Below are 20,733 nucleotides of genomic sequence, written 5' to 3'. Positions count from 1 at the left end.
GTTCCGGAAGGCACGCGTATCGTCAGCACGGAGCGCATGTCGCGGGCGTTCACCAAATACCATCTTGATGACGGACGCGCACTCCACCGGTTCAAGATGGAAGAGCCGCACGCCGCGCCGCATGACCACCCCTGGAGTTTCGACACCGATATCCTCGATGGTGGCTATGTCGAAGAGGTGTTTCACCTGAATCTGAACGGCGGTTGGCACAGTGAACTGGTTCACCGGCTTCCCGGTGAAACCTACCACGTCGACGCTGCGCACATTCACCGCATCGTCGAGCTGCCAACAAGCGAATGCTGGACGCTCGTTCGTGCAGGTCCCCACACGCGGGAAACCCGGTTCTGGCGGTTCGGGGAGATCGTTCAGTCCCGGGCGTGGCATGAGCGGCGGTGGACGCGCTTCGCATAAGCCATCACAGTGAAAGCCAGTCCACCGCGACGTTCAAGACGGCGTTGGCCGGGGAAGGGCATCGAGTGCTGCCGATACCTGCAGCCGCAGATCCTCGTCGCGGGTGATTTCCAGCATCGCGCTAAGGCTACTGCGGGCGCCGGCAATATCTCCTGCGACCAGCCGAAGTCTGGCTCGCTCCCACCACCCATGGGCGTGCGTCGGCGCCACGATCGTCATGCGGTCGTACAGGACCAACGCGCGCGCGGGGTCGCCAGCCTGCTCGGCACGGGTCGCCTGGTTGAGCAGCAGTCGAACGAGCGCTGATCGGTTCGACAGGGGAAGCATTCCGTCGGAAAACCGTGCCTGGCCTGTCATCTGCTCCAGCAACGCTTGCACCTGTTCAGGGGCAACGATGCGACCATCATTGAAGGGATCGATGATCAGCGCATCCGATGCGTCGCCGAGGCGGACCAGGACGTGGCCGGGGGTATTGAGCGGCATCGCCGACCATCCAAGGCGTCGTGCCATTGCAACATAGAGGATTGAGAGACTGATCGGCAGGCCAAGCCGTCGATCGACGACAGCGATCAGATCCGCATTCTGGGGATCGTCGTAGTGCGTGCGGTCGCCGGAGAACCCGAACTCTTCAACCATCACGCTGCTCAGGGCCTGGGCCTGAGCGGCACTGCTCACGGCGTCGCCGTCAGCAGCGCGCAGGGCTATTTCCATGTCCGTGAGCTCGTCGAGATATTCATCGAGATCGATACCGGGATGATCAAGCCCTGCGAGTTCCAGGGCGGCCAGATCAAGCTCGATCTCCCCGTCTTCCATCAGCCCGAGATGAAGAATGGTATTAGTCATGAGGGACTAGATGGGGACTCTTCCGATCGTTCCTATGACACCGCAAAGCAAGGGGGCTCGGCGAACGTCGCGTCATTCGTCCGCCTTGGCCAAAGGCGGCGATCCGTTCGGAGCCATATCCGCAAGCCACGCACAGCTAACCTAGCCCGAAGGCCTCCAGCCAAGTCTTGCTGCCACGCCGCGTCGCCGGACTATGCGACCCATGTCATTGCCGAGTGATCCATGCTCGAGCATCGCGCGTTGTGCGACCGTAACAGGGAGCCAAAACGATGACGCAGGATGACGAACGCTGGATGCGCGAAGCCATTGCGATCGCCCGATCGAAGGGATCCGATCCATCGACGTCGCCGCTGGGGTGCGTGATCGTGCTCGATGGCAAGGTTATCGCGGGCGAGCGCAACCAGACGAAGGAATTGCCGGACGCGACGGCGCATGCGGAGATGATGGCAATCCGACGGGCGTGTGAAAGCACGGGGGAATTGGAACTGCGCGGTGCGACGCTCTACTCCACGCTGCAGCCCTGCGGCATGTGCACGATGGCGTCGATCTGGTCGAAGGTCGGCCGCGTCGTTTACGGGGCGGGCCGCGATGATGTTCATGCGATGTATTTCGAAGCGCAGCACGTCGACACGCTCGCGTTCATCGGCGACGCCTACCGTGACGACATCGTCATCGAGGGAGGGTGCCTTCGCGACGACTGCGCCAAGCTCTATTATGGTCCCGACGCTGAGCTACCAGTCGATGAGCAGGCAAATCTATAGCGTGATGAGGCGACGCTAAACCGAACGAAACTTACCCTTGAGTCGGCGCGTTACGGCGTTGCCGAAGCAGTTTGGTTCGCGGCTATCCGCTAAGCGAGGACACTATCATGGGTTTGTTTTCCAAAGACATCGTGACGTTCGACGACCTTTTCCTGCATCAGTTGCAGGACGTTTATTACGCAGAAAACCAGATCACCAAGGCGTTGCCGAAGATGGTCGACAAGGCGACGGCGCCAGCCCTGAAGCAGGGCTTTGAAACACATCTCCGTGAGACGGAAGGGCAGATCACGCGCCTCGAGAGCATCTTCGACCTGCTCGGCGAGAAGGCAAAGGCAGTGACCTGCCCGGCGATCGACGGCATCATCAAGGAAGCCAACGAAGTCGCCGGCGAGATCGAGGACAAGGCGGTGCTCGACGCCGCGCTGATCGCATCGGCACAGGCAGTCGAGCATTACGAGATCACGCGGTACGGTACGCTGATCGCTTGGGCCAACCAGCTCGGCCGCGCCGATATCGCTGCGATCCTGAAAGAGACGCTCGACGAGGAATATGCGACCGACGATAAGCTGACGGCGATGGCAACGTCGAGCGTGAACGCAAAGGCGGAAGCGGTCACCGCATAAGCGTTTTCGGTATCGGGGGGCCGAAGCCCCCTGACCATTTTACAGCTTTCATGAAAGGCACGTTCGATGGCCGATGATACCGCATTCACGCTTCCCGAAGCCTTGCGTGCGCAAAAGCACATGCGCGATGCGCTCGGCCTGGGCGAGGAGCGGTTCCCGGTGCCCGCCTTCATCAACATGGTAAGCGACGAGATCGAGCAGCTGCGCGACGCAGGCAGGACCAATGGCGAAATCGCCGCGCTCGTCAAAGAGTCGAGCGGTCATGCGCTCACCGAAGCGGATATCGCGCGCTACTACACGCCGGCCGAAGACCGGCACTCCAACGAGCATTGAAACCGCCCCTACCAGCTCAGCGATTGGGTCCCCTGTCGGGGCAGGGGGCACAGGTTTGCTGTTCTGAGCGGGACCACCGATCCCCGCGTCGGAGTAGCAGGAACAGATGGCGACCGGGGAGCTTTATAACTGAAAGCCGTCTGGAGTGACCTGATGCTCAAAGATGCCGTGATCAAATCGATTGAGTTAAACGGTCTGCCCAGTTCGGTTGGCATCGCTCCGCTGCCAAGTCGGCAGGAACGACGTCGCGAGGCTGCGAAGGCAAAACGGTTGGCTCCCAAGCAGTGTGCCTGCTGCGCCCCGAACCCGAGCTGATGTCCGCAGATAGGCCTTCGCCTATGGAAGCCAAGCTGGTCGACGCGCTGCCGGCCGAGCCGGGCTGGCAATACGAGCCCAAATGGGATGGTTTCAGGGCTATGGTCTTCCGTGATGGCGAGGTGGTCGACATCCTTTCCAAATCAGGAAAGCCGCTCGGCCGCTACTTTCCCGAGATCGTCGCGCTTGTCGCATCGGTCCCGCAGGAACGTTTCGTGCTCGACGGCGAGATCATCTTGCCGATCGCGGACATACTCTCGTTCGATGCACTTCAGGCACGGCTGCATCCGGCGCAAAGTCGGATCGACCGTCTGGCGAAGGAGACGCCTGCGCAGCTAATGCTATTCGATTGCCTGGGCGTCGAGGATACCGACCTCAGCAGTACGCCGCTTTCAGCTCGTCGAAAAGCGTTGGAGACGTTCCATGCGCGACATGCCCGCGATGGTCTCCTGCTGTCGCCCTGTAGCGACGATATCAACGACGCTACAGATTGGCTGGCGACGAGCGGCGGGGCGCTGGACGGCGTCGTCGCAAAACGGCTGGACGAGCCTTACCGTGGCGGGGAACGCGCCATGCTGAAGGTGAAGCAACATCGCAGCGCGGATTGCGTCGTAGGCGGCTTCAGACGGGTGAAGGAGGGTAGCGAGGTGGCCTCGCTCCTGCTCGGGCTTTACGATGATAGCGGAAAGCTCAACCATGTCGGCTTCACGTCAGGTATTGCCGTGGCCGACCGCGCGGCGCTTACCGCGAAGCTCGAGCCACTGATTGAAGCGCCGGGCTTCACCGGTAAAGCTCCTGGCGGTCCCAGTCGCTGGAACGACGGTCGTGAGAGCGAGTGGGTCCCCTTGCGGCCAGAGCTTGTCGTCGAAGTCCTGTACGATCAGGTGACCGCTGATCGGTTCCGGCACGGTACGCGCATCCTGCGCTGGCGTCCCGACAAGGCACCTGAGGCGTGCAAGAGGGATCAGCTGGAGCATGAGCTCCGCCCCGCTGAATTGGGCATAATGTCATGACCCGTTCCTCCTCCAGCGATACCCTGGCGAAATACCGGGAAAAGCGGGATTTTGCCAAGACCGCCGAACCTGAGGGCAAGATCGCCAAGGCGGGAGGCAACCGCTTCGTCGTGCAGAAGCATCCGCATCTCGGCTGCACTATGACTTGCGGCTCGAACTCGACGGCGTTCTCAAGAGCTGGGCCGTTACGCGAGGACCGAGCATCAATCCCGACGACAAACGGCTCGCAGTCCGCACGGAGGATCATCCGGTCGAGTACGCCACGTTCGAAGGTACGATCCCGAAATCGGAATATGGCGGCGGGACCATGATGCTGTGGGACACGGGGACGTGGGAGCCGCTCGCCGGCAAGGACCCCAGCAAGACGCTGCCTGAAGGGCATCTCCACTTCTTCCTTCATGGGCATCGCCTGAAAGGCGAATGGATGCTCTTCAGGCTAAAGCCCCGTGGGAAAGAGAAGGGCGAGAACTGGATCCTGCGCAAGGTCACCGACGACGAGATCGGCGGATCGGAGGACCTTGTCGGAACATACCTTACCGGCGTTGTTAGCGGGCTGACTATGGAAGAGATCGCCGCAGGCAAACGAGGCAAGTTGAGTGCGCCGGCGACGCCCGCCGCAAAGCCTGCGACGAAAGCTGCAAAATCTCGAGCGACAAGCCGTAAGAAGGCAGGCTCGCCCCCGCCATTCCAACCTGTCCAGCTCGCGACGCTTGTCGATCATGTGCCCGCCGGCAACGCCTGGCTGCACGAGATGAAATATGACGGGTATCGAACGCTGGTAGCCGTCGGTGGGGGGACGGGCCGGGCCTATACGCGATCCGGGTTGGACTGGACGGACAAGTTCGCCGGCATCGTCGCCGACGCTGCGGATCTGAACGCGTCGTCGGCCCTGATCGATGGTGAGGCAGTAGTCGTCGATGCCGACGGCAAGACCAACTTCCAGGCGTTGCAAGCTGCGCTCAAAGGAGACCCGGACGCGATCCTGTACTACGCGTTTGATCTGTTAGCGCTCGACGGTGAGGATTTGACCGGACAGCCGTTGTCCGAGCGCAAGGCGAAGCTTGCGTCGCTGCTCGCGGGCGGCACCGACCGGATCCGCTACTCCGACCACATTGTCGGCCGCGGCGAGGAGCTGTTCGACACGTTTTGCGCCGAAGGTCTCGAGGGTGTCATCTCGAAGCGCGCGGACGCGCGCTATGTCGGCTCGCGCTCCGGCAGTTGGTTGAAGACGAAGTGTATCCAGAGACAGGAGTTCGTCATCGTCGGCTGGTTGCCGTCCGACAAGCAGCGAGGGTTCAAGTCGCTCCTCTTGGGGGTCAACGAGGACGGTCATCTCCGCTATGCCGGCAAGGTCGGAACAGGGTATACGGGCGAGGAGGTCGGCAAGCTGATGGATCTGATGACGCCGCTTGCCGTCACGAAGCCGCTCATCGACGCACCTCGCGCAGCCGTACGCGGCGCACGCTGGATCAAGCCGCAGCTGGTTGCCGAAGTGGCGTTCATGGAAGTCACGAGCGACGGGGTGTTGCGCCACTCCAGCTATCTGGGGTTGCGTCAGGACAAGAAACCCGAGGCGGTTGTCGTCGAGAAGCCTGCGCCCGTTGCCAAGCTCCAGGCACCCGAGACCTCCGTCGTCCGAGTGACGAACCGGGAACGGGTGATCTTTCCCGAGTCCGCGATCACGAAAGGCCAGCTCGCCGACTATTACCAGGCCGTGTCCGGCATCATGCTTCCCTGGTGCGGGAGTCGGCCGATAAGCCTGGTCCGGTGTCCGCAGGGTAGGGGGAAGAAGTGCTTTTTCCAAAAGCATGACGCCGGCAGCTTCGGCGATCATGTCCACCATGTCGGGATCGCCGAGAAGGACGGACATGACGAACCCTATTTGTTCGTTGACGATGCCGAGGGTCTCGTCACTTGCGTTCAGATGGGGACGATCGAGTTCCACGGCTGGGGTGCGCGGATCGAAGACGTCGAGAAGGCCGACCGGCTGGTGTTCGATCTCGATCCCGATGAAGGCCTCGATTTCAAGGATGTCATTTCCGCGGCCCTTCATGTCCGCGACGTGCTGGCCCAGATGGGCCTTGAGACCTTTCCAATGGTGACGGGCGGAAAGGGTGTCCACGTCATCGCGCCGCTGACACCGAAAGCCGAGTGGCCGGCTGTGAAGGATTTCGCGCACCGCTTGGCGCTTGTCCTGGCCCAGTCCGAACCCGATCGATTTACCGCAGCCCTTGCAAAGGCCAAGCGAACAGGACGCATCTTCATCGACTATCTTCGCAATCAGCGCGGGGCGACGGCTGTCATGCCGTATAGTGCTCGTGCTCGCGAAGGCGCGCCCGTCGCCGTACCCATCACGTGGAAAGAGCTCGCTAAACTCGACCGCGCATCGGGCTGGCACATCGGCGATGCAGGCGCGCTGCTGAAGCGCGCAGCGTCAAAGGACCTGGTCGGTTGGGGACGCGCTGACCAAATTTTGCCCGACCTATGATCGTCTCTGTTCGCTTGGTGCCCCGATGAAGATCGCAACCTACAACGTGAATGGCATCAACGGTCGCCTGCCGGTGCTTCTACGGTGGCTGGAGGAAGCGCAACCCGACGTCGTCTGCCTGCAGGAACTAAAGGCACCCGACGAGAAGTTCCCTTTGAGCGCGATCGAGGCGGCCGGGTATGGTGCGATCTGGCAGGGCCAGAAGAGCTGGAATGGCGTCGCCATCCTCGCTCGCGGCACAGAGCCCGTCGAGACCCGGCGAGGTTTGCCCGGGGACCCGGACGATTTGCAGAGCCGATATCTCGAAGCGGCTGTGGGCGGCATCCTGATAGCGGGGTTCTATCTGCCCAATGGCAATCCGAGGCCGGGTCCGAAGTTCGACTACAAGCTCGCCTGGATGGAACGCTTGATTGCCCATGCGGCCACGCTGTTCGGCACCGATGCGCCGGTCGTGCTGGCCGGCGACTACAATGTGATGCCGACCGAGATGGACGTCTACAAGCCGGAACGGTGGATCAAAGACGCACTGTTTGCGCCCGAGGTACGAGCCGCGTTCTTTCGTTTGATCGATCAGGGTTGGCTGGATGCGCTACGGGCAAAGCATCCCAACGAAACGATCTACACGTTCTGGGATTACTTCCGGGACGCGTATGGCCGCAACGCCGGACTTAGGCTCGATCATCTTCTTTTGAACGCCCCCGCTTCCGCGCGGCTGGCGGATGCGCAGGTCGATCATCACGTCAGGGGCTGGGAGAAGTCCAGCGACCATGCCCCGGTATGGATAAAATTGAAGGCTACCCGACGGAAGCGTTCCGCAACCTGATTGTCGAGCCGACGCACGCGATCGTCACACTGTGGACTTCGATGATGCGCCGGCTTGGCAGCCCGTCCAACGCCGATGAGACCTGCAGGCGCAGGTCGCCGTCCCGCGTGATCTAGAGCACCGCGCCCCGGTTGTTGTGGGGCGCCGGTGACGTCTGCTCATTTTGACGTGACGCGGCTGCACCTTGCCTGAGGTCAGGCGCTACCGCGCTGACCGTTTACCTTGCCAGCAACAGCGTCGAGCTTCTCACGGTCGTTCCCGACCTCGGCAATCAGGTCACGCGCCTGCTGCGCACTCAATCCATGCTTCTGGGCGAAATACTCGACCTCGTAAGGTTCGCTACCCGAAACACGGCTGCGATCACGGCCGTCGGTCTTGCTCTTGTCGTCTGCCACTGCGTGTCTCCAATACGTTCTGATCCTAAAACGCTTGGCCCGCCGAGCGTTTCCTGCAGACGACGCATAATTTCACTGCCTGAGTTGGCTTCGGCATTCAGGCTGGGTCGCCCATCAGTGCCACTGAGTGACAGCTGTCGAAGCGCCGACACGGAAATGTACGGTGCAGCAGATAGCTAGTCAGATGATGCGCTCTCGTTATCAAGGCGGCGCGATCGGCGATGATGAGACAGTTCGGGATCATCCGCGCGGGATCGTTATCAGAACGATCGCTAGGGACATGACGAACAACGATAGCCAGATGGTGATCTGCCCGAAGATGTGAAGCACAAGGTCCATCCGGGAATAGCGACGGCGAAGGAGGATCGCGCTTCCAACAGCAACGAAGAATGCGATCGTCGTTGGCATCGTGATTGATGGCGAACGCGCCAACGATGCCTCGGCCAGGGGCATTAGCCCGATCGCCATCACATGCAGCCACGAGAGACTGAAGATAAGGCTTCCCGGCATGTCATTCGTATGCATTCGGTGAGCGCCCTCGAGGTTGGCGCAGATGGTGCTACGAGCCGTGGAGCCTGGTTTCGTCGATGATGTAGCGGAGGTTCTCGAGACCTTCATCAGTGAAGGCGGACGCCAGAGCCCAATCCTGGTCGCCGAAATCGCCGTCGATGATCTGGATGGCGCCATCCTCGGGAAACATGCTGATCGAGGCGTCGAAGACGGTGTCCTCGGTCTCGCCCAACAGTCTGGCAGCGTGTCGCAGGGTGTAGACGCGGCTTGTCGCAGGCACGGTTAGGCGGCTTGCGCGATGGCTTCGGGACGCTGCTGTCGCGCTTTCCATTCCCACGGCAATAGCTCGTGAAGTCGTGTCTGCGGGTGGTCGGAGATCTGCGCGATGACGTCGCGGAGCCAGGCATGCGGGTCGACGTCGTTCAGTCGGCAGGTCTGGATCAGAGTATACATGGCGGCTGCACGGTCACCGCCACGGTCCGAGCCGCAAAAGGTCCAGTTCCGGCGCCCGACCGCGACGGTTCTCACCCGTCGCTCGGCCGCATTGTTTGTCATGCAGATCCTGCCGTCAGACACGAAGCGGGCAAAGCTAGCCCAGCGTGACAACATGTAGTTGATGGCCTTGGCCAGATCGCCCTTGCGCGACAGGCGGCCATATTGCTGGCGCAGGAACTGCTCGAGGTCGGCGACGAGCGGGGCGACGTAGACCTGCCGCGCGGCGAGCCGTTCGCTTGCGTTCCGACCCCAGATCACGCGTTCGGCAGCGAATATCGCATCCATGCGGGTGACGATGTCGACCGCAAGCGGCGTCCGGCTCAGGCGAGCTTCCTTGAAGAACGGGCGACGGGCGTGTGCCCAGCACGCTGCTTCCAGGATGGGTCCTGGCTTGCGGCCCGCGGCGTAGAGCGCGTCATAGCCGCTATAGGCGTCAGCCTGCAGGATGCCGGCATACCGAGCAAGCTGCCGCTGCGGATGGGCGCCTGTGCGGTCGCGGGTGTAGTAATAGCAGACGGCGGGCGGGTCGGTCCCGCCAAAGGGGCGGTCGTCGCGGACGGTGGCCCAGATTCTGCCCGTTATGGTCTTGCCGGCCGCCATGACTGGCACGGTCGTATCGTCATGATGGATGCGCTCGCCGGCGAGGATGTGCGCCTCGATGAGATCGACCAGGCCGCGCAGCAGGACAGTGCCGTGGCCGACATAGTCGGCAAGCGTCGACACGCTGATGCTCATGCCTTCGGCGGCATAGGTCTCGCTCTGACGGTTGAGCGGCTGATGCAGGCCGAACTTGTTGAACAGGACCATCGCCAGCAGGTTGGGGCCAGCCGATGCACGCGGAATGGGGTGGAAGGGCGCTGGCGGCTGCGTGATGGTTTCGCAGGTCTTGCAGATGAACTTCTCACGGACCGTCTGCACGACGATCCACTGGCGGGGAACGACCTCACGGCTTTCCGTTATGGTCTCGCCAATCTTCCTCAGCTCCGCACCGTGGCAGCATGGGCAGCTCTCTGGGGCGGGTACGACGATACGGTGGCGGGGAAGGTCGGCAGATAGCGGAGCGCGGGTCGGCTTCTTGCGAGCGAACGGCACCACGGGAACGCCGGCTGCACTGGCTTTGGCGACCGCTATCTCAGCGGCGAGCTCATCCTCGGTCGCAGTGGCAACAACGTCCTCGAGTTGCATTTCGAGCTGGTCGAGCAACTGCCTGTTCCGCTCGGACGACTGCCCCCATTTGTCCTGGCGGGCCTTGGCGATGCGTAGCTTGAGATCTTCGATGATGGCGTGTGCATCGGCGACCTGAGCCTGGGCGATGGCGGTAAGTGCCTCGGCCTCGAGTAGAGCTACGCGGGCAATGAGGACGGTGTGGCGCTCGGCAATCAGCAGCGCTTTGAGCGCTTCGATATCATCGGGAAGGGCCTCGGCGCCGGTATCCATCGAGGCTCTTTTACAGCAGAAAACCGCCGATTTGTCGAGGCGCTTGATGCCGAAAGCCCAAGAAAACCGGGCATTTCAGCCCGCCAGTTCGGGCCTGAACGTGTATTGTGGATTTCGCCAGTCGATGCCTTCCAGCAGGAAGCCGAGTTGCCCCGCCGAGATCGAAATGACGCCGTCAGATGTCGCTGGCCAGGTGAACCGACCGCGCTCCAGCCGTTTTGCGTAAAGCGACATTCCGAGGCCATCGTGCCACAGAATCTTCAGCAGATCGCCGCGGCGACCTCTGAAAACATAAAGGTCGCCGGCATGCGGGTTGCGTCCGAAACCCTGCTGGATCTGCATCGCCAGCGACGACATGCCCTTGCGCATGTCCGTCTTGCCGGTGGCTATCCAGACCCGGGCCCCGCCCGGAACAGGGATCATGCTTTGAGCTCGCGCAACGCCGCCACCAGCAAGCTCGCAGACACGCCGCCAGCCGCACGGATGGTCACACCGCGGAGCTCGATGACCAGCATGTCGGACGCACCGTGGTCGATCTCGGGCGGATCCGCATGAACGGCCACGGCCGCAAAGCCGGTCGGCTGCGCAAGCTTGCTGCACAGTTTGCGTCGCCAACGGTAGATCGACGACGGCGAGACGTCGGCTTCGCGCGCGATAGTGGCAACCGACGCGCCGGGCACAATGGCTGCCTCCACGAGGGCAAGCTTGCGCTCGTCGCTCCAATGGCGACGCCGCTCAACGCCGGACAGTACAGTGATCTGGGTCATCGCCACGTCTCTAGCCACGGTGCAAACCACGGTGCTTGCACTGTGGCTAACATCTCAGCTCAGACCGTCACCCGCCAGATGCCCCTCACCGGATGCAGACTGTCATTCAGCGCCTGTGGGCGGTACTGCGTGACCGAAAATTGCCGCTGATCCCGCGTTGCCAAGATGTTCAAGTCGCTCTACCTTTATGGGTGAGGTGCACCATGCAAATTGATCCTAGCCAACCGATCATTTTCGACACTGATTCGGCTCCTGGCCGAGGCATCGGGTACTGGCAGAACAATTTCGATCATGGCCGCGAATGGGATGACGAGAATTCGCCTAGAGCTGACACAGCAACCGCGAGGGTCGCTCAACGCATCGTTTTTGCGATGATTGTTGGCGGCATTACCCTCGGTGCGCTGGATATGTTTCTTAGGTAGCGTCACCGATCAGGCCCTGCAGGACCATTCGCCAGCGAAACACGCGCATCCATGTCACGGCGATGTTTTTCACCCAGAAGATCGGCTGCCCCGGCAGTAACGAACCCATCCTCCCGTGCCGTCGAGGGTTTACTGCTAGCAACAGGCTGGGGCGAACGAAGCCCGCTACCACCCGAATAGCGACCGACGATGCTCGTCTCGGAGGCCACGCCGGGCAATTCCATGCCTTTCAGCGCTGGATTGCTGAGGGCGCTCTGAATGTCGCGCTCGATCGCTTCCGATCGTTGATTGGCCCACTTCCCGATAGCGGCGTTGCGCATACCCTCTTGCGTCGAACTGAGGTTCGTTTCCCACAGGCCGGGCAGGACGCCAGAAGGGGCATTTGCCACCTCCTTGTCATAATACCGGGCAAGATCTTGGCTGAGATCCTGCGTAAGGTTAAATCCTGAACTTTCGGCGAAACTGGCATGCTGCTCCAGCGACTGTGATAGTTCACGATAGTGACGAGCCTGCTCGTTGTAGGACTCGATGCGGCTGAGCGATTCCTCGATAGCTTTAAGTTCGGGATTCGCTTTGCTGCGAGCGTGAAAACTGCCCGGACTGACTGAAGGTCCCATCATTGGTGCTGACAGTCGTCCCGGTCGCATGGTCACGACTTACACCGTCGGTGACAGAGAGAGAGTTGTCCCGGTTGCTAGACGAGCTGTTACTCTTATTGCTGGTATCCGAGCGGGAATAGCTATTGTTGTAACCAGCGCTGGCCTCGCCTTTAAGACCGGCAGAACTTGCCACAGCACCAAGAACGCCTCCGCCCTTACCACCACCGCCATTTCCTACGCTGACTTTCGCACCAGCACTAACAACATCCGACCAGTTAGTTACTTTGCCCGTTTCCGACTGCTGCCGCGTTCCATTACCAACGCTCTGGCTGTTTTGGACGCCGTCGGTCCCGGTGATCGTATTCCGATCACTGACCTCGGTGTTACTCCCGCTACGAACACCGGAGCTTGCGTCGAAACCAGACGAGTTCTCGCTCGACCAAGAATGGCCGTTCCGAAGCGCATTAAGGTGCGAGACCTCGCGACGGCTTGCCTGCTCGAACCCGTCAGCGACGCGCGCTGCCATCGTCGACTGCCGGCTTTCAGTGGCAACAGAGCCTTGGCTAAGTTGCGGCTTGAACCCGATATTCGACATGGCGCGCGAGTTGTCATAGACATTCTGACCATCACCAAACGAGTTAGTCGTCGCACCGTTATCGTGACGGAAGCTAGACGCCATGCCGCCCGACGAAAATGTCGGCGCGTCCGACCACTGATTGCTCTGACGCATGTTGGACGTTGAATTAGCGAAGCTGGTGTTGCCGTAGCTGTAATTGCCGGTCGTCTGCTCCGCTGCGGCAGCTTCAGCAGCGTTTTGTGCCGGCGAAAGGACCGACGTCGCCTGACCGGAAATGCTCATGGCCCCCTTTGCGAGACCTGCCGCAAGGAAAGGCACCGACATGAGCATGAAGCCCGCGATAGTCGCGGTCTCCGCGTTGACCGCCCCGATTCCGGCATAGGTCCCAAGCGACATGCCGCCCTCCGCGACACCCTGCGCTGCGCTAGTCGCCCGCGTCATGCAAATCATGTGGAGGATGACGTAAAGCGGCCCCCATGCAGCGAGGTAGAAGAACCCGGTCAGATACCCCTTAAGGGCGCCGACGCCGGTCTGAGGCATCAGGAACAGCGGAAAGATGACGGGGAACATCGCGTAAAACACGACGGTAAGGACGATGTTGAGGATCGGGACCCAGCTCATCGCCTGTTGTGCGATCGAATTGTACGTATTGCGCGCCTGGATGTCTGCGCGCGTGGTCGCGAACGTATCGATCGACGCCGCGCCTGGACCACCGGCCATGCCGTCACGCGCCTGCATGAATGCATTAATAGCCGTGTTTTGGCGCAAGATCGTCTCGTAGTTCGCGCTGGAAGCCGTGAACGCCTGATTGACGATCGGCACTTCGCTGCGAAGCTTGGCAGAGGCGACCGAGGTGGACAGCTTAGGATAGGTTTCCTTCGCCCAAAGCGAGGTGTGAGCCTCGATCATGGTATGCCAAAGGCCATCGAGCATGCCGTAGGCTTGCCGGCACGGAATGATGCTGCTGGTGGTTGCGGCACCCGAACGATCGACCCAAGGTTGCGAGCGCGCAGCCGACCCAGGTCCCATAGCCGCCCAGAGATCCTTGGCCGAGGCGAGGTCCGTCATCGACTTCTGGCCGAGCATGATGTCGCCGAAGACGCAGTTCTTGAAGTGCGCCGACAGGTTCGTCGCAAACTCGGCGTCACGGATCTGGAAGTTGCGTGTCGCATCGAGTAGCCGCGCGCCATAGACCATGCCGTTGGTCGAGTAGCTAAGCTGGCTTGGCATCGTGAACACCGTTTCCGCGGTACGCGTCAGCCAGTCACCGACCTGGCTGGTGAAGCTGGCGATGACGCCGAGCCCAAGGGGCACGTTTGCCACGACGGCAGGCGCAAGCGATGGATTTACGCGGTCGGTAACCTTCACGGTGACGGTTGGCACCATCAGGCAGGTGTAGATCAACGACGAGCCGAGAAACCAGTTCAGCCATGCACGCACGTTCATCGTGAAGGCGACAGCTAGCAACGCGTAAATCAAGCCGAGGACCATCACCACACGGAGAAGCGATCGGTAGCCACCGCCTCCAGTCCATGCCGCTACCGCGTTGAACGTGTTGACGATGTATTCGCCACCGCCAATCGTGAAGACCTCGAGCATCGCCAATCGTCCTTAGTTGAGGCCCTGCGCGCTCAGGCCGCGCGAGAAATCGAGCGAGGCTGCCATCGCCGGCGACATGCTGTTTTGCAGGGTCGACTCCACCATCACCGACTGGTTGATGAGCGCGAGCGTCTGGTTGAGCACAGCCTTCAACTCGACGTTGCGCTGCGCATAGCGGTTACGCGCCTCGCTCAGCTGGTCGCGCCACATCTTACCCATTTCGGCATCGGCGGGCTGCACCTGCACGGTCGACTGGCTGATCCGGTCGAGCATGTTCTCGATCATCGCGGACAGGAGGTTGACCGAGACGATCTCGGCAAGCGCGTTGGTCTCACCGGGCGAGAAGCTCTGGTGCGCCATCGCCTGCACCGCGAGCATCTTGTAAAGCGGCAGCGTCGTCATGTTGAGGAGCTGCTGCTCCTGCGCATCCAATGCCGCATCGGTACGGATCTTGGTGTTGATAGAGTCGATCATCGTCTTGATCTTGGAGCGCAGACCAGGCCCCGGACGGAGCGTCTGCTCGGTCATATTCAGGCACTTCTCGTCGTCGTCGCAGTGCAGGATCTTGACCGGCGTTCCGGTGCCGGGACCGTCGAGGAGAGCGGTTACGACGGCATCCTCAGCCGGACCGACAAAGCCAACAATCTTTCCTTCCGCCGCCTTCGGGTTGATGACAATCGTGCCGACCAGCGTCATCAGAAACTCGGAAAACTCCTTGTCGCTGCCGAATTTGTTCGATTTCTTGATCGCATCCCAGGTGTAATTACGCGGCGCGCCCGGGATCTTGTCGGCCATCGTCGGATCGGTGTTCCCATCGAGCGTGGCGTCCTGCTCCCCGCCAGCGCCGCAACCCTGCCGGGAGCGTGCCCAATCGGAAAACTTGCCTTGCGAATTGCCGACTGCCGCGCAGACCGTCGAGCGTGCGCCCGCCATTTTCGGCCAGACCGATCCGACCAGACCTTGCGCTGCTTCACACGACGAGATGTTCATCTGGTTCATCTGCTGCGCTTTGTTGGCCATGCTATCCATGACCTTGCCGATCTCGGGCGAGACGCTGTCGATCGCGAGCTGGAAGGCGAAGCCCAGCGCGTTGTTAGCAGTCGCCTTCAGCATTGCGACCATCTCGGCGCCATTGATGAAGCTGAAGGAACCGGTGAACAGGTCGATCCCGCCACAACCCGCCGACACCTTTGGCATCTGCAGATTGAAGGGCTGGACGCTTTTCTGCGGGAATCGGCTCCAGACGTTGCCCATTGAGTAATAGCCAGCGGTCTGACCCTGGTAAGCGCTGGGGCCGGTGACGTTGGCGGCTCCACCTGCGTCCTGGAAGAAGTCATTCATCTGCCCGGCAACGTCGGCCCGGGCCATACCAGCCGGGATCATGCTGGCAGCACCGAGGCTCAGGGCGACCGCCGCGGTTCGGCGAAGGAAGGCGCGGAGAGGTGAGGGGCGAGGAAAGGGAGTGTGCGCCATCAGAAGTCACCTCCGGGCTTGGAGTTGGTCAGCATGAAAATGCGCTCCATCACTTCGTCAGCCGACATGACACCGAAGCCAACGGGGACCGTCTTGCGCGTCACAGTGTCGAACAGGACGAGCGCTGGCGTGGCCAAGGGCACGCCCATGCGCTGACGCTGCCCGCTGTCGACGACATAGTTGGGAAACTGGCGGCTCGGACCGCCATCCGTCGACACGGCCATGACGGTAATGCGGTGGCTTTCGGCAACCGAGCGCAGGATCGGCGAGAAGACCTCACAGGCAGCACACGACTGCGCGAAGAAATAGAACATGCCGTAGCGCTGACCGAGGCGCGACAGGACCTGGTCACGCGTCGCGGCGCGGTTGTCGGTCCAAGCGCGCTTGCCGACCGTCGAGACCGGCCGCTGCAGCGTGTAGTCGATGTCCGGGTTCTGCCAGAGCGCCCGCTGCCAGGTGTCGGAGAAGGTCGACGCCCGATCGAGCTGTTCGCGCTGGTAGCGGACATAGGCGATCACATTCGCTTCGCTCGGCTCGAGGATGGCGCGTGCCTTCAGTTCGTCGAGCTGCTTGGTGATTGCCTTCAGCTGCACCGTCGACGACTGCTGCGGCTGCGTGGACGCCTGCGGAGCGGTCGGTTTGGCCTTGGGCCGCTCGCAGTAGAACCACTGGCCGAGTTTCCGCTCGCCGCAATAGAAGTCGCCGCTCTGCTGTTGCTCCGGGGCGTCAGACGTCCGATCAAATTCTGGCTGGACCACAGCATTTGTGGCCTGCGCATCGTCGTCATCGATAGCCTCAGCCATCGACGCGCTCTGCAGATCGACGGCCTGCGCGAGCGCGGGCGTTCCGACAGGAGCGGTCGCCGCAAGCAGCATTAGGATGGTAGCGGTCAACCGACCGGCACGCTTAGTCTTGATCGTCGTCATCATCATGCTCCCCGTCGAGCTCAATCATTGCGAGTTTGAGAACTGACATCATCGCGGCCACGTCGAGCATCCTAGTGCCCTGATCGAGCATCCGGACGATGCCACGAAGGTGGCTCCGGCCGTGCTTTCGCCCCATGATCGTCGCACGCATTCCGGTTTCCCGGCGAACCAGCCAACCCTTGTCCACCATGCGCGGAAAGGCCTGTTCGACCTGGTGCGGATCGATGTCGCACTGAAACCAATGCGAGATGGTCTGTGCGACCTCACCGGCCGAGGTGCCCCGACCGGACCGGTGGATGCGGAGGAAAATGGCAAGATCGAGCACCGACATGTCGATCGAACATGGCCCCCCCGGACTGCTTGCATCATTTGCTCCCGTGAAGGTCATAGTACCCCTGAATCCTGGTTTGAATGTCGGCCATCACCGAGACTTCGCTGGGCAGCTTTGCTGCATCCATGAACTCCGCGTAGACTTCGGAAAAATCCATCTGGCTCAGGTCGAGGCGCTGAAACTCCTCGATCGTGAACCCCTTGCAGGTTTCATCCTTGGGCTTGGCCCAAGCTTTGGCGATCTGCTGACGGCCCTGCTCCTGGAGGATGCGAGAGAGCTTGCTACCGAAGCAGCAATAGGCGTCCTTCGACGTGACGCAGATGCCAAGCACCTTGTCGGAACAGTAGGATCCCACCTTGTGGCAGAGCCCCTTATCGTCCTTTTCGTCGAGCTGCTTTTCGGCCGAACTGCACAGCCACGGCGTGAGCAGCGGAACGCCGCTCCCCGAGCAGCAATTCGAAGCACCAAAAATCTTCTTGTTGCAGGTGCCCCGCTCACCGGAAAAGACGGTGAGGTTGTCCGGATCAAATTGCTTGCCGGCGTCGCCGATCGAATGGAGCGCGACCAGCGCGTCCTTGAACTCGGTAGACGCCTCGCGCTCGATCGTCTCACAGCTGCCATTCAGACAATAGACGTCGCCGCCACAGACATACTGCTTGTCGGCAGGCGCCTTATCGTCGGGCAGCGGGCAGCTATAGACACGCTGCGACACCTTGCAGGCGCCGCTCTGCGGATCGTCGAGGCACTCGTCGCGAAGGAATTTGCACAGCTTGTTGTCGTCGAGCGCGCTGCAATCGCTGGCCGGTGTGAGGCGCTGACAGGTGAAGGAGCGCGACCACGCCCAGCACGCCTGCGTCACCGACACACCGTCGATAATCCGGGTTTCAGGGCCTTCGGTGCAGACTTCGGCCGCTTGCGGAACGCAGGTCGTGTCGGCCGCCAGCGCCGGGCAGGTGCCTTCGTTGCGGGCGACGGTAACGCTGACTGTCCCTTCCTTCTTCAGATAGGCCGTACCAGTCGCAAAGTTGTGGTGGCTGGCGATCTCAGCGGCCGACAATTCGGCATTGCAGGAATACAGCTGCGCCGTGCCGCTGACATTCTTCTTGCAGTATTTGCGGTAGCCTTCGACGTCGTTAGCGCCACCGCCAAGATCGATCTGCGCGTCGCAGATGTGCTTGGAGACCGGTTCTGCCCGGCAAACGCCTGCATTGACCTTCGCCTGCATGACGCTGTTTTTGGCGAACCCGTAGCCCTCGTTTTTGTCGAGAACGCCGTAGTAGAACCAGCGCGCGGTGTTGACGACGGTAGGCACGACGTTTCCGCGGCAGGCCTCGACCGTGTCCGTAACTTTCGACCCCTTGTTGCAGGTAGCCTCGTAATAGCCCTTTGAGCCGACGGAAGGAGGAAGGGCCGTGCATGTTCCCTCCGCACCGCCAAGGCTTTGACCGCCCAGATAGGTGTCAGGGTCCTTCTCGATCGCGGTGCCGCGCGAGGTCGCCGCTAGGATCTCGGCATTGCTGAAGGTCGCCCGCGTGCGTGCGCGATCGGTCACCGTGCCGAACGCCTCGTCGGTGCCAGCTTTCGAGCCACCGTCGACTACCAGGCGGTCGGGATCGTCGAAATAGACCTTCTCTGCCAGATCGGTGCCGCCATATCCCGGCAGCTGCGCGAGCTTGGCATCGTTCGGGCCAAGGCTTTCGTCAGCACGCATCGACTTTCCAAGATCAGCGCCCTGCTTGCGTGCTTCCTCGATCGTCGTCTGTGCGACGACGCCGCTGGTGGCGCCCGCCAGGACGCTCAGTAGCAAAGAGAAAGCGACGCGCTTCACTCAGACGCCCTTGCTGAGGTTACGCAATGCGACGGATGCCACGCCGGCACCGGGGCCGTGCGCCGCGACGAAGGTGTCGAGCACATAGCGAACCGAGACGTTGCCGGTGATCTTGTCGTGTGTCGGCACCGAGGTGGTGCAATTCACGCCCGAGCAGAGATCGAAGTCGGTCGAGACGGCAACATAGGTCGGAACCGCCTCGACGTTGAATGCACGAAAGAGCCGCGGGTCGATGCCGACATTGGACAGCTGATCTTTGTCGGTGACGACCTTGCCCAGCATGGCGCTGAAGGCCTTCATCGAGTTGTTCGGGAAGCCCCGGAAGACAACCACACCGCCCGCCTTGGCCGTGTCGGCAATGAGCTGACGAAGGGCCGCGGGCGGCATCGATAGGCTGGCAAAGGCGATGAACTGCGGCGCGTCGCCCTTGGTGCCGGCGACGTTCTGGCTAGCCCCCTTGATGATCTCGTCGAAATCGAACGCACCGTCCCCGTTCACCGGCAGATCCGCCTTCGCGAGCGATGTGAGGTTGGCGCTGCTTTTTGCCTGAATGGCGACGGCTTCTTCGCGGAAGGCATCGCCGCGATTACGGACGTGTTCGGCAAAGATGTCGGCGTCACCCTGCATGGCGGCCGAGCTGCGCTTGATGGCCTCGAGATCGAGGCCATCGACGGTCTGGGCGATCGCCTGGATGCCGGCGAGCCCAGCGATTGCGGCGATAACGATGGTGATGCGGCGCATGATTGTCTCTCCTCAGAGCACGCAGCAGTTGCGTTTGCGCCAGACGAGGTAACCCATGTCCTCGCCCTTCACGGGGAAGGACCGGCCTGCCTGTGGTGGCATGGTCGAGGCCCCGAGCGGCGAACAGGCCATCTTGCCGCTGACCATCGGGATCGGGTTGACCATCTGGACGCGGTATTGCTGCTTGCGCAGCACCGGCATCGGGTACTTGTTGCACAGGCCCTTGGAGCCCATCGTGCCCCAAGCGAGACCTTCGCGGTGGATCTTGAAGGCGAAGCGAGCCAGTGCAAGGCGCGACGCCTGCACATGACCGATCGAGGCGGCGATGTTGCCGTTGACCGGATACATCGGACCCTGACAGCCGGCGCACCAAAAGGTCGCGTCGAGCGGCAGCTTGGCGGTTGCAGCGATGCAGTCGCCGGCGCACGCGGCTTGCGCGATAGGCGACGAGAAGAGCACGGCTTCGGGATTGATAAGCGCGGTCAGCGAGTCATCCTGCCAGAGCGGATCGACCTCGGTCATGTAGGCGATGTCGAACGATGCCTGCTCGAAGCACAGGAAGTCGGTCAGGATCTCCATCCAGTAGAGGAGCGGATAGACGTACCAGTGGACGTGCCACTTGGAGGTGTTCTGACCGTTCCCGCCGGTTTGCGAGGGGCCGGATAGCTGGCCCTGCCCGATGTCGAACCCGGGAGCGATCTTCGTGCCGCCCAGATTGACGAAGCACCATGGCTTGGTGGTGACGTCGGCAAGACGCACGGGTTCCCAGAAGCCGGCCGAAATGCCGATGCGCGGCACCGGACTGCCGCACGCGCAGACGGGGAGGGACGGGTTTTCCGTGTCGGCGCGATTGCTCGGCCAGATCTTGAGGCCGCCAACCGAGAGCGGGAAGAGGCACGACCAGCAGACGTCGGTGATCGGATTCACGAATTTGCCCGAGCACTTCGATTGCGCCTCCGCGCGAGGGCTAAGTGTCGTCGAAAGCACGAACGCAACCAGCAACAGCGTCAGAGAGCGCAAGAG

The 20,733-nt window shown here is 61.6% G+C and carries 22 protein-coding genes and 1 pseudogene; 8 read left to right on the top strand and 15 right to left on the bottom strand.

All coding sequences use genetic code 11. From position 1 onward, the window contains the following. Positions 1 to 36: 36 nt before the first annotated feature. Positions 37 to 411 (top strand): hypothetical protein, encoded by a 375-nt coding sequence (locus AC3D24_RS21130; protein ID WP_489033427.1) that lies wholly within the window; start codon positions 37 to 39, stop codon positions 409 to 411. A gap of 33 nt (positions 412 to 444) precedes the next feature. Here AC3D24_RS21130 and AC3D24_RS21125 read toward each other — a convergent pair whose 3' ends face one another. Further along, on the bottom strand, positions 445 to 1,254 hold the full coding sequence (locus tag AC3D24_RS21125; protein ID WP_489033425.1) for a SirB1 family protein: 810 nt from the start codon (positions 1,252 to 1,254) through the stop codon (positions 445 to 447). Positions 1,255 to 1,523: 269 nt separating this feature from the next. Here AC3D24_RS21125 and AC3D24_RS21120 point away from each other — a divergent pair, with 269 nt between their 5' ends. From AC3D24_RS21120 to xth, 6 genes and pseudogenes are all read left to right on the top strand, one after another. Beyond that, on the top strand, positions 1,524 to 2,015 hold the full coding sequence (locus tag AC3D24_RS21120; protein ID WP_353468476.1) for a nucleoside deaminase: 492 nt from the start codon (positions 1,524 to 1,526) through the stop codon (positions 2,013 to 2,015). A 107-nt stretch (positions 2,016 to 2,122) separates the two neighbouring features. Then, positions 2,123 to 2,638, top strand: coding sequence for a YciE/YciF ferroxidase family protein (locus tag AC3D24_RS21115; protein WP_056415662.1), 516 nt, complete (start codon positions 2,123 to 2,125; stop codon positions 2,636 to 2,638). A 66-nt stretch (positions 2,639 to 2,704) separates the two neighbouring features. Continuing rightward, positions 2,705 to 2,971, top strand: a complete 267-nt coding sequence (locus AC3D24_RS21110; protein WP_489033423.1) for a hypothetical protein — start codon at positions 2,705 to 2,707, stop codon at positions 2,969 to 2,971. Positions 2,972 to 3,309: 338 nt separating this feature from the next. Then, a complete protein-coding gene (locus AC3D24_RS21105; RefSeq protein WP_489033421.1) occupies positions 3,310 to 4,299 on the top strand; it encodes an ATP-dependent DNA ligase in 990 nt (329 codons plus the stop codon). Then, a pseudogene (gene ligD, locus AC3D24_RS21100) lies at positions 4,296 to 6,787 on the top strand (DNA ligase D). The gene AC3D24_RS21105 and the pseudogene ligD overlap by 4 nt, the downstream one beginning before the upstream one ends. A 25-nt stretch (positions 6,788 to 6,812) precedes the next feature. Then, a complete protein-coding gene (xth, locus tag AC3D24_RS21095) occupies positions 6,813 to 7,610 on the top strand; it encodes an exodeoxyribonuclease III (protein WP_489033419.1) in 798 nt (265 codons plus the stop codon). Between the two features lie 194 nt (positions 7,611 to 7,804). Here the strand turns inward: xth and AC3D24_RS21090 are convergent, their stop codons facing one another. The 6 genes from AC3D24_RS21090 to tnpA all read right to left on the bottom strand — a co-directional run bounded on the left by AC3D24_RS21090 (position 7,805) and on the right by tnpA (position 11,214). Then, complete coding sequence (locus tag AC3D24_RS21090; RefSeq protein ID WP_489033417.1) at positions 7,805 to 8,005, bottom strand: DUF3606 domain-containing protein; 201 nt, start codon at positions 8,003 to 8,005, stop codon at positions 7,805 to 7,807. A gap of 240 nt (positions 8,006 to 8,245) precedes the next feature. Further along, complete coding sequence (locus AC3D24_RS21085; protein ID WP_489033415.1) at positions 8,246 to 8,530, bottom strand: hypothetical protein; 285 nt, start codon at positions 8,528 to 8,530, stop codon at positions 8,246 to 8,248. 34 nt (positions 8,531 to 8,564) lie between these two features. After that, positions 8,565 to 8,795, bottom strand: coding sequence for a hypothetical protein (locus tag AC3D24_RS21080; protein WP_480966409.1), 231 nt, complete (start codon positions 8,793 to 8,795; stop codon positions 8,565 to 8,567). A 2-nt stretch (positions 8,796 to 8,797) separates the two neighbouring features. Continuing rightward, on the bottom strand, positions 8,798 to 10,447 hold the full coding sequence (gene tnpC, locus AC3D24_RS21075; protein ID WP_489033413.1) for an IS66 family transposase: 1,650 nt from the start codon (positions 10,445 to 10,447) through the stop codon (positions 8,798 to 8,800). A 75-nt stretch (positions 10,448 to 10,522) separates the two neighbouring features. Continuing rightward, complete coding sequence (gene tnpB / locus AC3D24_RS21070; RefSeq protein WP_056489367.1) at positions 10,523 to 10,870, bottom strand: IS66 family insertion sequence element accessory protein TnpB; 348 nt, start codon at positions 10,868 to 10,870, stop codon at positions 10,523 to 10,525. Continuing rightward, the gene (gene tnpA, locus AC3D24_RS21065) at positions 10,867 to 11,214 is read right to left on the bottom strand and encodes an IS66-like element accessory protein TnpA (RefSeq protein ID WP_489033411.1); all 348 of its coding nucleotides are present in this window, start codon (positions 11,212 to 11,214) and stop codon (positions 10,867 to 10,869) included. Before tnpA ends, tnpB begins: the two co-directional genes overlap by 4 nt. Before the next feature lie 92 nt (positions 11,215 to 11,306). Here tnpA and AC3D24_RS21060 point away from each other — a divergent pair, with 92 nt between their 5' ends. After that, positions 11,307 to 11,636, top strand: coding sequence for a hypothetical protein (locus AC3D24_RS21060; RefSeq protein WP_489033410.1), 330 nt, complete (start codon positions 11,307 to 11,309; stop codon positions 11,634 to 11,636). A gap of 2 nt (positions 11,637 to 11,638) precedes the next feature. On the opposite strand, the gene AC3D24_RS21055 is transcribed toward AC3D24_RS21060, so the two are convergent. The 8 genes from AC3D24_RS21055 to traU all read right to left on the bottom strand — a co-directional run bounded on the left by AC3D24_RS21055 (position 11,639) and on the right by traU (position 20,712). After that, complete coding sequence (locus tag AC3D24_RS21055; RefSeq protein WP_489033409.1) at positions 11,639 to 12,256, bottom strand: hypothetical protein; 618 nt, start codon at positions 12,254 to 12,256, stop codon at positions 11,639 to 11,641. Further along, positions 12,192 to 14,411, bottom strand: a complete 2,220-nt coding sequence (locus AC3D24_RS21050; protein ID WP_489033407.1) for a conjugal transfer protein TraG N-terminal domain-containing protein — start codon at positions 14,409 to 14,411, stop codon at positions 12,192 to 12,194. The genes AC3D24_RS21055 and AC3D24_RS21050 overlap by 65 nt, the downstream gene beginning before the upstream one ends. Positions 14,412 to 14,423: 12 nt before the next feature. Continuing rightward, positions 14,424 to 15,779 (bottom strand): conjugal transfer protein TraH, encoded by a 1,356-nt coding sequence (locus tag AC3D24_RS21045; RefSeq protein WP_489033405.1) that lies wholly within the window; start codon positions 15,777 to 15,779, stop codon positions 14,424 to 14,426. 104 nt (positions 15,780 to 15,883) lie between these two features. Beyond that, positions 15,884 to 16,810 (bottom strand): conjugal transfer protein TraF, encoded by a 927-nt coding sequence (locus tag AC3D24_RS21040; RefSeq protein ID WP_489033403.1) that lies wholly within the window; start codon positions 16,808 to 16,810, stop codon positions 15,884 to 15,886. Then, a complete protein-coding gene (locus AC3D24_RS21035) occupies positions 16,791 to 17,141 on the bottom strand; it encodes a hypothetical protein (protein WP_489033401.1) in 351 nt (116 codons plus the stop codon). The genes AC3D24_RS21040 and AC3D24_RS21035 overlap by 20 nt, the downstream gene beginning before the upstream one ends. Positions 17,142 to 17,175: 34 nt before the next feature. Further along, positions 17,176 to 18,969 carry a conjugal transfer protein TraN gene (locus tag AC3D24_RS21030; protein ID WP_489033400.1) on the bottom strand — a complete coding sequence of 598 codons (1,794 nt, stop codon included), beginning with the start codon at positions 18,967 to 18,969 and terminating at the stop codon, positions 17,176 to 17,178. Then, positions 18,970 to 19,710, bottom strand: a complete 741-nt coding sequence (gene trbC / locus AC3D24_RS21025; RefSeq protein WP_489033399.1) for a type-F conjugative transfer system pilin assembly protein TrbC — start codon at positions 19,708 to 19,710, stop codon at positions 18,970 to 18,972. It abuts the gene before it with no gap. A 12-nt stretch (positions 19,711 to 19,722) separates the two neighbouring features. Further along, entirely contained in the window at positions 19,723 to 20,712 is a 990-nt protein-coding gene (gene traU / locus AC3D24_RS21020; protein ID WP_489033797.1) for a conjugal transfer pilus assembly protein TraU, read from the bottom strand. Between the last annotated feature and the right edge of the window lie 21 nt (positions 20,713 to 20,733).

The sequence above is a fragment of the Sphingomonas sp. SL1004 genome (genome assembly GCF_057815015.1).
This window is presented reverse-complemented; position numbering and strand designations above follow the sequence as displayed.